The 16,120-nt window shown below is 42.7% G+C and carries 13 protein-coding genes; 1 reads left to right on the forward strand and 12 read right to left on the reverse strand.

The window, feature by feature from the left end:
* Positions 1-150: 150 nt before the first annotated feature.
* The 12 genes from ODU50_RS07490 to truA all read right to left on the reverse strand — a co-directional run bounded on the left by ODU50_RS07490 (position 151) and on the right by truA (position 15,386).
* The gene (locus tag ODU50_RS07490) at positions 151-3,306 is read right to left on the reverse strand and encodes a pneumococcal-type histidine triad protein (RefSeq protein WP_053866863.1); all 3,156 of its coding nucleotides are present in this window, start codon (positions 3,304-3,306) and stop codon (positions 151-153) included.
* Positions 3,307-3,339: 33 nt separating this feature from the next.
* The gene (locus tag ODU50_RS07495) at positions 3,340-4,260 is read right to left on the reverse strand and encodes a metal ABC transporter solute-binding protein, Zn/Mn family (RefSeq protein WP_053866862.1); all 921 of its coding nucleotides are present in this window, start codon (positions 4,258-4,260) and stop codon (positions 3,340-3,342) included.
* Positions 4,261-5,280: 1,020 nt separating this feature from the next.
* On the reverse strand, positions 5,281-7,905 hold the full coding sequence (locus ODU50_RS07500) for a MucBP domain-containing protein (RefSeq protein ID WP_398581383.1): 2,625 nt from the start codon (positions 7,903-7,905) through the stop codon (positions 5,281-5,283).
* 366 nt (positions 7,906-8,271) lie between these two features.
* Positions 8,272-9,555, reverse strand: a complete 1,284-nt coding sequence (gene tig, locus ODU50_RS07505; protein ID WP_105121540.1) for a trigger factor — start codon at positions 9,553-9,555, stop codon at positions 8,272-8,274.
* A gap of 114 nt (positions 9,556-9,669) precedes the next feature.
* A complete protein-coding gene (locus ODU50_RS07510; RefSeq protein ID WP_053867105.1) occupies positions 9,670-10,269 on the reverse strand; it encodes a DUF1349 domain-containing protein in 600 nt (199 codons plus the stop codon).
* 134 nt (positions 10,270-10,403) lie between these two features.
* Positions 10,404-11,240: an alpha/beta fold hydrolase gene (locus tag ODU50_RS07515; protein WP_053867108.1), complete on the reverse strand. Its 837-nt coding sequence runs from the start codon at positions 11,238-11,240 to the stop codon at positions 10,404-10,406.
* An 11-nt stretch (positions 11,241-11,251) separates the two neighbouring features.
* The gene (locus ODU50_RS07520; protein ID WP_053867507.1) at positions 11,252-12,253 is read right to left on the reverse strand and encodes an NADP-dependent oxidoreductase; all 1,002 of its coding nucleotides are present in this window, start codon (positions 12,251-12,253) and stop codon (positions 11,252-11,254) included.
* Positions 12,254-12,329: 76 nt separating this feature from the next.
* Positions 12,330-12,758, reverse strand: a complete 429-nt coding sequence (locus ODU50_RS07525; RefSeq protein ID WP_024384690.1) for an Rrf2 family transcriptional regulator — start codon at positions 12,756-12,758, stop codon at positions 12,330-12,332.
* Between the two features lie 108 nt (positions 12,759-12,866).
* Positions 12,867-13,430: a TIGR01440 family protein gene (locus ODU50_RS07530; protein WP_105153362.1), complete on the reverse strand. Its 564-nt coding sequence runs from the start codon at positions 13,428-13,430 to the stop codon at positions 12,867-12,869.
* Positions 13,411-13,896: an ECF transporter S component gene (locus ODU50_RS07535; protein ID WP_105153363.1), complete on the reverse strand. Its 486-nt coding sequence runs from the start codon at positions 13,894-13,896 to the stop codon at positions 13,411-13,413. Before ODU50_RS07535 ends, ODU50_RS07530 begins: the two co-directional genes overlap by 20 nt.
* On the reverse strand, positions 13,886-14,647 hold the full coding sequence (locus ODU50_RS07540; RefSeq protein WP_105153364.1) for a bifunctional hydroxymethylpyrimidine kinase/phosphomethylpyrimidine kinase: 762 nt from the start codon (positions 14,645-14,647) through the stop codon (positions 13,886-13,888). Before ODU50_RS07540 ends, ODU50_RS07535 begins: the two co-directional genes overlap by 11 nt.
* Complete coding sequence (gene truA / locus ODU50_RS07545) at positions 14,637-15,386, reverse strand: tRNA pseudouridine(38-40) synthase TruA (protein WP_105153365.1); 750 nt, start codon at positions 15,384-15,386, stop codon at positions 14,637-14,639. The genes ODU50_RS07540 and truA overlap by 11 nt, the downstream gene beginning before the upstream one ends.
* Positions 15,387-15,552: 166 nt before the next feature.
* Here truA and ODU50_RS07550 point away from each other — a divergent pair, with 166 nt between their 5' ends.
* Complete coding sequence (locus ODU50_RS07550) at positions 15,553-16,008, forward strand: Fur family transcriptional regulator (RefSeq protein ID WP_105153366.1); 456 nt, start codon at positions 15,553-15,555, stop codon at positions 16,006-16,008.
* The last annotated feature ends 112 nt before the right edge of the window (positions 16,009-16,120 follow it).

Below are 16,120 nucleotides of genomic sequence, written 5' to 3' on the forward strand. Positions count from 1 at the left end.
AGAGTAGAACAATTTCTAGTTTCTCAGAGACAGACTTTGGACTTCTTTTGGACATAATAAAACTCCCTTTATAGTTTCTAGTGAAAATTTTTGTTTTTTCACTGTCCACTATAAGGGGAGTATATCACAGCGCTACAGGTATTTTGTTTACTATACTTGTTCTTCTAAACTTGGAAGGGAGATGGTCCGTTTGACCCCATCCTTATCTACAAGTCGAACAACTTTACTTGTTGCATCATATTCGAAAGCTTCAAAAGAAACTTTGTAACGGTCTGAGAGCGTGACCAGACTTTGTTCAAAGGTTTTGAAGTCCATGCCAAACTCTTCTGCTCTTCGTTTTAATTCTTCTGTGAACTCGTCAATTTCCTCAGTTTCTTCAGAAATAATTTCTTCATCACTTTCTTCCGTCTCTGTTTCTTCTGTTGATTCAGATGGTGTATTTGGTGTAAATACTCCCCAGCCATCGTCTGAAACAGGGCGTTCTTGTGGATTAGTCATGTAGTATTTAACCGTTGCTAGGAAATCTTCTAGACTATACCCTTCAGGACTTCTTGCACTACCTTGATCAAACCATTTAAAGGATACATAGTGATAGTGATCTTGATGCGGAATCACTAGAGTCCCGTTGCGTACTTCGGTCGCATAGCCAGCATTGTAGGTCAGTGCTTCGAAAGGAACGACTTTCTTCGCTTCAACTCGGTTGTAAATTTCCTCTGCTGTTTCTTTGGCAACTTGTGGCTGTTCTGGCGTTGTTGTCTCGCCTGCAGTTGTTCCTGTTTCAGTTGGTGCAGGTGTTGACGGTGAACTAGAATTAGATTTCTCACGTTGAGCTACCATAGCCTCTGCTGGGATTAGCTCGCTTAAGTAATTCAAATCACTCTTGTTAATCCGACGGTAACCATCTGTAATCACACGTGGGATGCGATAGTTATCCGTACCTATTTTCACTTTTGGATCTAATAGGTCTGCTGGGTCAAAAATATAGCCGTCTTTCGTTGTATATTTTCCTGCTGCCTTAGCTTCTGCCAATTCTTCTGCCGAGTGAACAATTTGCCAATTTTTCAAACCTGCACGTTTCTCAATTGGTGTGACATTTTTCGCCAATTCTTCAGCATCTCGTTTATCAAGAAGAGTTTGTACAGCTTCCAATTCTTCTTTAGATAAATCTTTCTTGGAAATTGAACGCAGAGAACCACCTGTCGCTCTTGGTAGACTGAATGCTTGACTAAAGACAAAACTTGCTGGATCTAGTACGTCTTCCGCCGAGAAGATATAGCCGTCATTTGTTGCAAATTTCCCTTTTGCACGTGCATTCATGACTTCTTCTGCGGTGTGAATGATTTGCCAATTTTTCAAGCCTAAGCGGTTTGCTTTAGGTGTTGCATTTAGAATTGGGGGAACAAGATCCGTTGCTTCTCCATCACCATGTCCACTTGTAGTCCAAGCAGATGGACGAATTTCAGGATGTTGCATGATATAGCGGATCGTTGCAATTTGTTCCTTACTCAACCATGTGTAAGGTAGGACGTGGATGTGATCAATGTGTGGAATAATAAAGGATTGTCCAGTATCATAGGTCGCATTCGCTCCCTTCATCGGAATTTGATCCATACCGACCAACATGGCTGGCGTAAGATCTCCTTCTGCAAGCGGTGCAATATCAAAGATATACTGCTTATCTTTTTCTGCCAAGGTCAACTCAGCAAAAGAGATCTTCATCAAATCTAGTTCGTCACGACCATACGTATAAGTTTTTCCACCTACTTCCATTTCATAAACAACTTTTCCAGCCAACTTACGTTTAGCCGTTACTTGTTTGTATTCAAATGCAGGGCGGTTTTCTTCTTGAATTGGTTTTACAGGTGTTGAATCATTCCCTTGACTTGGTGTTGTGGGTTTAGCATCGTTTCCTACTTGTTCAGATGTTTTCGGCGGCACTTGTTTGCCCGCCTTCTCATTAACCCATTCCTCTACTTGCTTGATTTCAAAATCTTCGAGTTCGCCAAAACCAACATAATGGAAATGATCTCCATGACTAGCTATCAACCCTTGATCATCAACTGAGGTAATAGAGGATTTGCTAAAGATGTATCCATCACTTGTAAAGTATGCCTTACCATCTAACCCTTTTCCGTAAGCAGGAATTTGACGTCCCATATAGGAAACCACTTTCCCTGTTGACTGCTTCGGTTGTGTTGGTAATACTGGTTGTGTAGGCGATGCCGGTTGCGTTGTAACCGTGCCGATTGGTGTTACTGGACGATTTGGTTGTGTCGGTGTGTGTTGGGAGTGACTTGCTTGTGCGCCAGAAGAAACACCTGCTCCATTTACACCAATCATTCGAGAAATCTTCTCTTCTAGAGGAGACATCTGGCTGTATGGGATAAAGTGATAATGGTCGCCGTGTGGAACGATGACACCTGCTGCGGTTTTCTTCGTAATCGTTCTTGGGTCAAATACCAATCCATCTGCTTCTACATGGCGTTGAGATAGTGGCGTTGCATCCAATTGAGCCAATAAACTAGCCAAATCCTGACCTTGCCCCGCACTAATTGTTGTCTGTTGAGCTCTATTGTTTCTATCGCCATATTGACTACCACTAGCCGAGCTCACACTTCCTTTTTGATTCCAGTAATCTTGAGCAGCCTTCAATTCGGCAGCTGATAAATCTTTTTTAGGAATAAAGTGGAAATGGTCGCCGTGCGGAACGATAAAACCATCTCCCGTGTCTTCAATAACATCTGTCGGATTAAAGACATAGCCATCGTCTGTTCTGTAGCGGCCGTCTTTACTATTTCCTGCTGCCTGATTCTTACTGTCAGCAGAAGAGATTCCTTTTTGCCGCTCCACTTCTTCTTTGCTACGAACATTTTTACGTTTGCTAGGGTCTTTTAGATAGAGATAGTATTTCCCGTCGACTTTTATGACGTAGCCATCCTGGACTTCATTGATGATGTGACTGTCTTGTAAAACATAGTTCGGGTCCTTCATGACCAATTCTTCACTAAAAATCGCATCAAAAGGGACTTTACCATTATAGTAGTGGAAATGGTCGCCGTGTGATGTCACATAGCCTTGATCAGTAATTTTAACAACTATCTGCTCGGCATCAATATTTTCCTTGGCAGAAATTTGATCAGGTGTTAATTGTTCCGAGACCGTGCTTTGTGCACTTTGACTATCTTCAATGTAGGACACACGATTTTTTTGCTCTTCCATCGCTTGGAAACGTCCAAGCTGATAGCTACAGAGACTCATCCCTAAAACAAGGGCAGCTACAGAGCCAACAACTGCTTTTTTCTTCATTTTTTCTCCTTTCGGTCGATAGAATTCGGCCTTTTATTTTAACTCTTGAGCTAATGTTTCTAAAACTTGCTCTAGATTTTCTAGATAGGTTAAATTATTTTCTGGATCTGCTTCAAGAGGATCCAACACTTTTAAGTCCACACCTGTCGAACTCGCCAATGACTTAGCAAGCTTATCTGAGACACCTTTCTCTGTAAAAATTGTTTGTACATTGTAGGTGTCAACAAATTCTTTAATTTCCGCCAACTGTCTAGGGCTTGGTTCCTCCTCTGAAACTCCTGCGATTCCCAACTGCTTCAACCCGAAGCGTTGCGCAGTGTAAGAGAAGGCTGTGTGTTGAGTGACAAATGTTTTTGAAGTGGCTTTTGAAAAGATTGGGCTATACTTGTCTGCCAACTTTTGCGCCTTTTCCTCCAAAGTTGCGGCATTTTGACGATAATAATCCGCATTCTTAGGATCACTTTCTGCTAAAAGTTCACCGATCGCAACAGCTTCCTGACCAACCAAAACTGGATCCAGCCATGTGTGGGGGTCATATAAACTAGCTTCATCAATCCCTTGACCAGCTTCCATGTCTTCTAACCCTGGAACCTTTGTCAGCGGTAAATTAGTCGAAGCCTCCAAAACCTTGACAGATGAACCTTGCAAATTAGGTTCCAAACGTCCTGCCCAGGATTCCAAAATTCGCGAATGATAGATAAAAACATCTGCATCATATATAGCCTTTATGTCTGCAGCTGATGGTTCATAAGAGTGTATACCCTGTCTTGAACCAATCATTCGAACATCATTTTTGCTCCCTGACACTTCCTTAACCAGTGAATAAATCGGGTAAAATGAGGTGACTATTTTCATTCCTGGCTGCACTTGACTCGCTTCCTTCTGAGCCGAGCAAGCCGCTAAAACAAAACCGAATAAGGCCAAAAGACAGGTCCCTACTATTTTCTTAAACATAATTACCTCCTTCTTTAACCAGTTAATTATATAACAAGAACGTTAACTGGTCAAGCATTTTTTTGAGAAAGTCACAGCTATCCGCGAAAACGTGATTTGTATCCCTAGCTATAAACCTCACCTCCAGCGACATCTAAAAACTTTCACCGAACTTCATTCAAGTTAATACTGTGTCATCCCTAACAACTTACTTTTATCTTGTTCTAAAACTGCCAATTCATACAACTTTTTCTTTTGAAATACCTTGTACTACATCAAGCAAAACTTTGAAGAGATGACACATTCTCACACAATAAAAGCACAAAGTCTTCTTTAAGCTCAAGCGAATGAATTGGTAAATCAAGATGATGACTTGCCAATGTTTAGTTATAGACAATATGTAAGATAACCCTTACCAGAGACTACCTCTGTGTGAAATTATAAATATCATCATTTAGTTTTTCTTTTATTACTTCGACGTAAGCCTTGCCTAACTTCAGTTATGCCTGCAGCTCATTGCCTCGTACTAAAAGTAAACTAAAAGACTATAATTAATAATTTGACCCTCGACACATCCCTAATATCGGAATTCTCTTTCCTTTGATACTCATTTGAAATCAAAAATAGCCACCTACTACTCAAAGTGGATATGGAGCGTTTCGATTTTGTTATTTTTTTAGAAGAAAACAGCTACTTGAAATCCACAATCCTCAACTCAAACTTATAAATTAAGGTTTCACATGTTATAAGTAGCTCGGACTTGCTATTTTTGATTTTTGTTGAGTATGACCTTTTTTAAACATTGCAATTAAACCACCAAAAATAAGTTTTATGGAATGGAAAACGAGCAACTCCAAATTGGAATTGCTCGTTTTTTAATATGTAAGGACTAATTTTTCCCTAGACTTTTGAATCAATCTATAAGTCGCCCTCTACGGTTGACAGGAGGCTTCAAAAAGCTTACCCATTCTACTTGCCACTCAAAGAGCTTGATGGTAAAAAATGATCCCCTCTTTTAAAGATACATTGCAAAACGCTTTATTAGTTCTCGTCTTGACGACGTTTTCCGTTGAGTGCAAATGTAGCCACCAACATAGCTGTACCTAGTGTTGCAAAAGCTACTGAGTTATCTTCACCGGTATTCGGCAATTGCGCTTTATTTGTAGAAACTACTGATGTTGGGATGCTGCTATCTTGCGTTGGTGTAGCAGGTGTAGTAGATTTTGGTTTTGAAACTTCTGGTGTTGGAGTCGGAGTGACTGGTTTCAACTCATAAATGTAAACAACTTTTTGTGCTGTCTCAGTAACCTTGCCTGAAACTGGAGCTGAATCTGCTTTGTGTTCCTTGAAGACATAAACATTACCTGCTTCGTCTTTCAATTCAGTTTCATTCTTCGTCTCATAAGCTGTGCCAGTTGACTGGTTTTCGCTAAAGACTGGAGTTCCTGCTTTAAGAACCTTGCCATCTGTCGTTACATGCTCGACTGTGACATTGCCTTTGACTTCTTCGTAAACGAAGGTTACTTTTTGAGTACCCTCTTTGACTTCACCTTTTGGTTGCGCAGAAGTTTTATCAACCTCTTTGTACTTGAAGGTACGACCGTTATCTGTCACAATCTTGTCTTCTGGTTTGGTCTCATATGGGGTACCAACTGGTTCATCTGTCTTAACTGGGGTTTCTTTCTTCAGAACTTCACCAGTTGTTGTAACGTGTTCGACTGTAACATTACCTTTTGGTGCGTCTGGTGTTGGGCTTGGAGTCGGAGTGACTGGTTTCAACTCGTAAACGTAAACAACTTTTTGTGCTGTCTCAGTAACTTTACCTGAAACTGGGGCTGAATCTGCTTTGTGTTCCTTGAAGACATAAACATTACCCGCTTCGTCTTTCAATTCAGTTTCATTCTTCGTTTCATAAGCTGTGCCGGTTGACTGGTTTTCGTTAAAGACTGGAGTTTCTGCTTTAAGAACCTTACCATCTGTCGTTACATGCTCTACTGTGACATTGCCTTTGACTTCTTCGTAGACGAAGGTTACTTTTTGAGTCCCCTCTTTGACCTCACCTTTTGGTTGCGCAGAAGTTTTGTCAACCTCTTTGTACTTGAAGGTACGACCATTATCCGTCACAATCTTGTCTTCTGGTTTGGTCTCATATGGGGTACCAACTGGCTCATTAGTTTTAACTGAGGTCTCTTCCTTCAGAACCTCACCAGTTGTTGTAACGTGTTTTACCGTGACACTACCTTTAGGAACTTCCGAAGTTGGAACAACTTCATAATAGTAGACTGTTCTCCCACCTGGGAAATATGGATTATTAATGTAGAAAGTTGTCCGAGTATTAGTTGATGCAACATCAACTGTTACATTCGCTGTTTGCCCATCTCTCAAGACACCTTTAGCAGGCTTGCCATTAATATCTTTTGCAACGTTATTGTCAGGATCCAGAAGTTCCCAGTCAATCGCTTTTCCATTATCATCATTCATCAGATATCTGATGAAATAACCTTTATCGGTACCTACAGCAAGCGCATCACCCTTACTTACTAGAGGATTGATGAAACCACTTGTATTGGTACCACTATCTTTGATCAACTTATAGGTCACACCATCTGCTGTAATTGTTTCTGGTGCTGCAGTTGTAAATTTGTACCCTGACATTTCTGTTTGTGTCACAGTCGCTAACACTTTGTTAGAATCTTTGACAACATATTCTGTCTTCTTGTCAATCAATCTAGGAACGAACCAGCCATAGCCCATATAACGACCGTTGGTATATCCCAGTGCCTTTTCGTAGTTGGTATATAGCTCATCAAACCAACCATCTGTTGCATTTGAAGTAGATACAGATACGATTGGAAGATTTCCATTATTTGTGATAACTTCTTTATGTTGTATAGTGTACGTAGTAGTTCTACCTAGCCAATTTTTATAAACATATTTAAGCTCATTCTCTTGAAGCTCAGGAACCAAGGCGTCCGACATTAGTAAATTACCGTCGCCACCGTACATATCTACATATACATCTCCCTTACCGTCTCTATCTGTACTAAAGGCTATCTGATGGATGAGCTTCGCTCCACCAGACGATCTTGTCACAACTTCACCATCTTTATTCACATAAAGAGGGCCTGCAGTCCAATCATTGTACTTATCTGTTTTAATAACAGCAAACGTGTAATTTTTAGAATTGTGGTTTACCGTGCCAGTAAAGTTAGGGTTCATTGACTTTACTTCAGGCTCAGTTGTCGTAAAACCATCTGTCGGAATTTCACTAATTGTTTTGATACCTTGTCCTGGTGTTACAACTACTCCTTTAGTATTTGTCGCCGCTGAACGCTCAGTTCCTACAGCTGCTCTAAATTCTTGAGGTGCCTCAGCGCTCTCTAGTGGCGCTAACGAGGCATCCACTCCCTCTTCAATAGGTGCTACTTCTTCATCAGTTGTTGTCACTTTATCCAATGTCTCATCCGTTGGCAAAGCAACATCACTTTCCATTACCTCTTTAGCAGATGAATCTGTATTTGTCGGAACCTGCTCTGCAGCAACTGTAGCCATGTTACCCAAGAATAGTGCAACAAAGACAACGGATGCTACTCCTGTTTTAAACTTACGAATTGAAAAACGTTGACGCTTATCTGGAAACATTTGATTTTTTCCATTGTGTCTCATTATTTTCTCCTTAATATAAATATAGATATTTTTTGTCGCTGGTCGTGAAAACAATATTCATAAGTCTCTTCAAATTGTTCTTTTCAAAACAGAAACATCATCCCCCTTTTGTACTTACTTTTATTGTAAATTTCACTAAAACAACCTTTTAACGATAACTGAAAAATTGAAATTTGTCAAATGTTACATATTACAAACCATTACTTGACCCTTCTCAAAGCAAAAACAAACAAAAGAAAACGATTACAACAAGGTTAGGCAAAAAGTCCGGCTTCGCTTCTCAGAGTTCGTGTCAACATCTCAGCACATCGCATTAAAAAGATGATTAAACAAAAAAACCCGACTAGAGTCGAGTTTTCCAAATAATTATTTTACAGTTGCAGTGCTTGTAATTACTTCTACAGCTTTCTTCACAGCGATGTCGTGTTTAAGCATTTCTGGTGAAAGCAAGCTACGAACTTGTGCCGCTTCCATCTTGTAAGTTGCTGCCAAGTCTTCGATTTCTTTGTTGATTTCTTCTTCAGTTGCTTCGAAACCTTCTGCTTTCGCTACTGCTTCAACAACCAAGTTTGTCTTAGTACGTTTTTCAGCATCTGCTTCGTATTGTTTATGAAGATCTTCACGAGTTGTACCAGTGATTTGGAAGTACATATCTGGTGAGATACCTTGTTGTTGCATACCACCCAAGAACTCATTGATTGCACGGTGAACTTCTTCGTGGATCATTTCTTCTGGCAATTCAACGATTTCAGCGTTTTCTACAGCCAATTCAAGAGCTGCTGATTCAACTGCATCGTCAAAGGCAACTTCTTTTGCTGCTTCCAATTCTTTGCGGTATTTAGCTTTCAACTCATCAAGTGTTTCTACTTCTTCGTCGATGTCTTTTGCCAATTCGTCATCCAAAGCTGGAACTTCTTTTGCTTTTACTTCGTGGATTTTTGTCACGAAGAGGGCTGGTTTGCCTGCAAGGTCAGCTGCTTGGTAGTCTTCTGGGAAAGTCACTTCAACGTTTACTTCTTCACCAGCTGCATGGCCTACCAATTGTGCTTCGAAACCTGGGATGAATTGACCTGAACCAAGTCCAAGTGAGAAGTTCTCACCTTTACCGCCGTCAAATTCAACGCCGTCGATTGAACCTACAAAGTCGATGACAACTGTGTCGCCTTCAGCTGCTGGACCTTCTTTGATGACCAATTCAGCCAAGTTGTTGCGTTCGCGTTCGATTTTTGCATCTACTTCTTCGTCAGATACTTCTTTAGTTGCTTCTACTGAAACTGTCAAGTTTTTGTAGTCACCCAATTTTACTTCAGGTTTTGTCACAACTTCAGCAGTGATTGTCCAGTCTTGGCCTTTTTCCATAGATACAACGTCGATTTTTGGTTGTGCAACAACTTCAAGACCAGCTTCAGCAACTGCTGCTTCATAAGCTGCAGGTAAAAGTGCATTCACAACATCTTGGTAAAGGGCTTCTTCACCAAATTTTTGGTTAAATACAGCACGTGGCAAGTGACCTTTACGGAAACCTGGAAGATTGATATCTTTCTTAACTTTGTTGAAAACGCGGTCCAATTCTGGTTTGATTGCATCTTGACCGATTGTGAAAGTCAAAACGCCGCGGTTTGTTTCTTTTGCTTCAAATGATACAGACATTCTGTCATTCTCCTTAAAATTTTATTGCATACTCTTCATTATACCACAAATGACAAGGATTTCAACGATTTTATAATGGACTTTCGGGAAATGGCAGAGCTGGAAGCTAATCTTCTAATCTGGTTGTTGTCCGTCGTGGGCCAGCCACTTGCAGTCAGTCAAACTCATTTCCGAAAAGACGGCTTCAAAAGAGGAATCTTCTGGCGAGCAGGCATAGATTCCAAAATGGATTTTACCACTGCCTTCATGTAAGTGGCAAATCCGCATCTGCTCAAAATGGACACCGTCTTTAGAGTTTTCGATGCAGAAATCGCTACCCCGTCGGCTCAAACGGTAATAGATTGACTTGACAGAAGCAGGTATCTCCTGAGTTGCCCAGTCTGAAAAGCCGTGATTGGTCACGACACTGCCCAAGTGCTGAAACTCCTCATTTTCATACTCAATCGAGCCCTTAATCCAGTTTTCCGAATCCTGATAGACCACAACACCACACTGGTCAAAGCGGGTATGACTTTTGGAAAAATCTGTCTTAACCGTAAAGGAGAAATACTCTTCCTCCGTATCCATCAAGAGCAGGGGAGCATTGTCATTAACAAAATGGTAATAGGTTTTCTGCCACAAGTCCGTATGAGCTTGGGTTGTGATTCTGATTTCCTTATCTAAAACCTGGTAGTTTTCTGGCTCTCGTACCCAGTAAAAATTCTTTGTGTTCATCTGATTTCCTTTCGTTTTAGATTATTATACAGACAAAAGATAAGGAAGACAAGTAACTCAATCAACTCTTTCAAGAGCAGGCTGGGGTGATTTTGGGGACTTTGCAGGCCTTGTATCGTCAAGATTAGCGGGTACTATTCCTCCAAAAAGTCTATCAAGGCTGTTGAAAATACCTCTGCATTTTGGAAGATAGATCCGTGACCCGCATTTGGATAGATAATCAGTTGGCTGTTTTTGATTTTCTCATGCATGATATAAGAGTTCTCAGTCGGAACTTGCATATCCTTGTCACCGTTGACGATCAGCGTTGGTTGCGTGATAAAGGCCATATCTTCTTGAGGATCTCTCCCCCAACGTTTGATGGCCTTCAACTGGGTCAAAAATCCTGGGACATTCATCTCCTTGTCTGCATACTCGGCTTTTCTTTCTCCCATACGACCCAAAACTTTTTCGGCTTCCAGGCGCCCCGCTTCATCGTGATTGTAGAAGATGTAGCGTTTGGGATCCACACGCTCAAAGCCAGCCTTCAGCATGTAGCGGAAGGTTTTTCCTGTTACCTTATCGACTTCAATACCACCGCGAGGACCTGTTCCTGCAAGAATCAAGCGGTTGACCAAGGGACTGTCAAGACGGACGATTTCTTGGGCGATAAAACCACCCATAGAAAGACCGAGCAGGTTGATTTTCGTATACCCCAAATCCTTGATAATAGCAATAGTCTGCTCTGCCATTCCTGAAATCGTAGAAGCTACCTTGCCTTGACTGGCTCCGACGCCAGGCAGGTCAAGGACGATGATGTGCTCTTTTTCAGCCAGTAAATCCAGCAATTTTGGGTCCCAGTTGTCCAAGGTTGCGGCCAAATGGACCAACATGACCAAGGGCAGTTTGGACTTGCCATTGCCTAGTTCACGGTAGGCAATCTGATTGCCAGCGACAGTAATGTACTGATTTTTAGTTGTGATATAAGACATAAGTACTCCTACTATTCAAAACTGAGGACGGTTTTTCCACGTGAGCGACCGTTGGCGACCTTGTCCAAGGCTACATTGACTTCTTCAAATGGGTAAACGGTGTCGATAGACGGTTTGATTTCGAGCTTGCTGAAAATATCTGCCACTTCTTGTAGCTGTTGGCCATTGCTTTCTACGAAGATGAAATGATAGTGTACGCCGTAGCTTTCCGCCATTTTATCAAACTTGCGACCAACCAAACCAAGCAGGACTTGCTTCCATTTTGGCAGATTCATGCGTTTGGCAAATTCGCCATTTGGCATAGCACGGAGGGAAACCAGCTGGCCACCTTTTTTCATAATCGACATTTGTTTTTCTGTTTCTGCACCGCCAAGCGTGTCCAGTACATAGTCGATTTGGGAGAGGGTTTTGGTGTAATCTTCTGTCTTGTAGTCGATAAACTGGTCAGCACCCAACGCCAATACCCGCTCTGCATTTGCCCCATCACCGTTGGTAATGACGGTCAAGCCCTTGGCTTTGGCAATGGGAATGGCCATCCCGCCGACACCACCTGTCCCGCCTGAGATGAAAATGGTCTTGCCAGCCTCTGCACCCATGAGGTCCAGTGCCTGCATAATGGTCAAGGCAGTCAGGGGAACAGCCGCCGCTTCCACATCCGTCAGATAGGCAGGAACTTTGGCAAGGGCTGTAGCCTCAACCGCTACATACTCGGCAAAGGCACCGATATTGTCGAGAGGAAGACGACCAAAGACACGGTCACCAACTGCAAAATTTGTCACGCTGGATCCGACTTCCTCGACCAAACCAACGACCTCATTGCCAGCTGTTTGCGGCAATTTGTAAGGCACAATCAATTTGACTTCACCACGAGAAATCATGTTGTCCAGAGGATTGACACCTGCTGCAGTCACTTTGATAAGGACTTGGTTGGGTTTAATTTGTGGTTTAGCAATGTCAGTTAGGTTAAGTACGATATTGTTTTTGTTATAAGATGTGTGTTGTGCTGCTTTCATGGTTTACTCCTTTTATTCATAGACTTGTATCTAATACAAGTCTAAGTTGTGCTAAATAGAAACTGACTTGTGAAAGTCAGTTGGATTTTTTTGCCTTTTGATACAAGTTGGCAATAACCTGGGCCAAGCTTTCTTGGGATAATCTATCCTGCAAATCCTGCTCAATGGTCGCAAAGATTGGCTGGACAGCTCCTGCAATGTGCCGACCAACTGGGCAGGCTTGATTAGCATGTTGGTGCTGTTGAAAGAGCTGGATATGCGTGACTTCCTGGGTAGCATAGTAGATGTCCAGAAGGCTGATGTCCGCCGGACTCTTGCTCAACTCATAGCCAGCCTTGCCCTGCTGGGACTGGATGATGCCTGCATTCTTCAAGAGAGCGATGACCTTGCGGATATAACTGGCATTGGTACCGACGCTGGTTGCCAAGGCCTGCGACGTCATGACGTCACTACTCTCGCTAATCATGGTCAAGATATGCAAAGCTACTGAAAATTTGGTATCCATGGAAATCCTCCTTTTGAACTTGTATCAACCACAAGAACAAGTTTAGCAAAAAGAAATCCACTTGGCAAGGATTTTGTTTTCAAAAAAATCACAACCGCTTGGCTGTGATTAATTTTTCCGTATCTGATCTTCTTGATAAGCCGCACGAGCACCACCGATCAATTTTGGACGGCTGGCAAGGGCGGTGACATGGGCCTGGCCGATCTCACGCAAGCTTGGTCTAATTGGCACTTGGACGTGCTTGATATGCATACCGATAGCTGTGTCGCCGATGTCTACACCAGCCTGAGCGGTGATAAACTCGACTTCCACCGGGTCCTTCATATACTTGAAGGCCGCCAACTGACCAGAACCACCTGCATGAAGGGTTGGCAGGACATTGACTATTTCCAAATCCTTCTGGATTGCCAATTCCCGCTCCACCACCAAGGCACGATTGAGGTGTTCACAGCCTTGGACAGCTAGATAGATACCTTTTGGCTCCAGGATCTCCAAGATGGTTTCAACAACCACCTCACCAACTTCCAGACTGGAATTTTTGCCAATATGCCCACCAATGACCTCACTAGAGGACAATCCTAGGACAAAAATCTGTCCCTTTTGAAGATTGCTGAGTTCTAGGACTTCTTGCACAACTTGCTGAGTTTGGTCTTTAATTTCCCTTAATGACATGATTTACTGCACCAATTCTTTCTATTGCCTGAGCCAAGATGTAACCAACTACCAAACCAACTGTGTTTTGCAAGGTATTGCTTAGAACACTTTCAATGGCTTTGAGGTCATTAAAATAAATCCGAGATGCTAGGTAATAGCCCCCCACCATAGAGAGGGTCGCCAAGACTAAACCGAGAATCCGTTTCTTACCTGTCCAACCCGCAAAATAACCTTGAGCCCCGTGGAAGAGCAAACTAAAGAAAGCCCACTGGGGATAGCCCAACAAGAAATCAATCAGAAGCCCTGACAATCCGCCGACAATGGCTCCCTCTTTCTTGCCCAAGTAAAAGGCTGTAAAATATACCCCAACATCCAAGAGCGTGACAAAACCAGTTGCAGTTGGCACATGAATAAAGGCTAATACCAAGCTCAAGGCTGTTAAGATAGCTAATAATACTAATTCCTGTGTTTTCTTATTTCTCATATTGAATCACCCCGTAATCATCTGATTTTTCAATCGCCGCATGGACGAAGTCCTTGGACAGTCTGACTGCCTCGAAAGGTTCTCTTCCCAGCAAAAGCTGACTGGCAATGCTGGACGCAAAGGTACAGCCTGCCCCCACATTGTTTTCTGACAGCAGAGGCGACTGGAGCACCACCACTTCCTGACCGTCGTAGAAAACATCGATCGCCTCTGAGCCATCCAGACGATTACCTCCCTTGATGACCACCGCCTTGGCTCCCAAGTCATACAAGGTCACTGCCGCCTGCTTCATCTCTTCCACCGTTTCGATATCCTTTTGGAGCAATAGCTGAGCTTCTGCCAGATTTGGTGTGATAATGCTGACATAGGGAAGGAATTTCAAGAGTTCATCTCGCAACTGGCTGACCTCGGTATCGTGCGTTTCCTTGCAGACCAAGACCGGATCCAAGACCACAGGAATCTCCGGGTGAGCCTTGATAAACGCCAAAGCCTGCTCTGCTATGTCCACCGTGGGAAGCAAGCCAATCTTAATCGCAGAAAAGGGCACATCCTTCAAACTAGCCAGCTGCTGGGCAAAGACCGCCGCATCTGTCGGAATGACCTCAAAACCTTTTTCCGTCATAGCTGTCAAGCAGGTCACCGCCACAAAGCCATGCAGCTTGTGGACAGCGTAGGTCGTCAGATCCGCATGGAGACCGCCACCGCTGAAAATATCATTGCCAGAAAGCGCCAAAATATACTTAGTCTTCATAGATAATCTCCTTTAGATAGAGGCCGTTGCCTGCCGCAGTCGGTCCCGCCAAACCACGATCCTTTTCTGCCAAAATCCGCTTGATCTGCCCAACAGGCATGCGACCATTACCAATTTTCAGTAAGGTCCCGACCATATTCCGCACCTGCTTGTACAAAAAACCATTGCCCGAAAAAGTAAAAATCAAGAACTGCCGCCGCTGGTCGTACTCCATTGTCGCCGTCGTGATGGTCCGCACCTTGTCCTCGACCGAGGTCCCCGAAGCTGTAAAGCCTGTAAAATCATGGGTCCCCACCAAGTCCTGAATAGCTTCTTCTATCAAGCTCAAGTCCAAATCATAGGGATAAAAGGTCGCATAGTGTCGCATCATGGGATTCTTAGGCCGCCCAATATCCACCAGAAACTCATAGGTCTTGCTGTGCTTGGCATAGCGGCAATGAAAATCATCCGCCACCTGCTCCACCTGGACCACATCAATATCCTCAGGGGTTTGGGTATCCAGGGCAAAGCGGAGCTTCTCCACATCTCGACTGCCAGCCAAGTCAAAGTGTATAACCTGACCGTAGGCGTGTACCCCTGCATCTGTCCGACCTGCACCATGAACGGTTACTGGCTGACCACTATTCAATCTTACTAACGTTTTTTCGATCTCTTCCTGAACCGTACGAGCATGGGGCTGGCGTTGAAAACCAGAAAAATCATGTCCGTCGTAGGAAATAATTGCCTTATATCTTGTCATGTTTTGATTGTAGCACAGGAAAAGTATGTAAACAAGTCATGAGACATCAAACTGTCCTATGACAGATTTCCTGTCTCAAAATTGACACAACCTTCCAAATACACTATAATGAAACTGAATATTGTATCTTAGAATTTTTATAAAATAGTAACGAAAGGAGGAAACTATGGAACTCCATTCTCACCTCAATGCAGAAAACCAAACTGCTTTTGAACACGTCATCCAACATCTAAAAGAAAAGGGTGTACGCATTACCGAAACTAGAAAAGCAGTCGTTGCCTACATTATCGAAAGCGATAACCATCCTAGTGCTGAGATGATTTATCAAGATCTACTACCTAGCTACCCCAACATGAGCCTGGCGACTGTTTACAACAACCTCAAACTTCTATTGGAAGAAGGGTTTGTGACTGAATTGAAACGGACCAATGATAATACTACTTATTACGACTTCATGGGGCACGAGCACCTCAATGTTATTTGTGAAGTCTGTGGAAAAATCACTGATTTCATGGATGTAGAAATCCCGAGCTTGAAGAAGGAAGCTCATACCCAAACTGGTTACAAAATTACAAAAGAGGTGCTATCCATCTACGGCATTTGTCCTGATTGTCAGGGATAAAAGACGAATATCAAAGCGGCTTCCTGTCGCTTTTTTTATTTCCCTTTGAATTATCAGAACAATCTTATTTAGAATAATTCCAAAAAACTTGACTTTCTTTTTTATAATCGTT

The sequence above is a fragment of the Streptococcus sp. 2020WUSS084 genome (assembly GCF_044427445.1).
In the GTDB taxonomy this organism is placed as follows: Bacteria; Bacillota; Bacilli; order Lactobacillales; family Streptococcaceae; genus Streptococcus; species Streptococcus suis.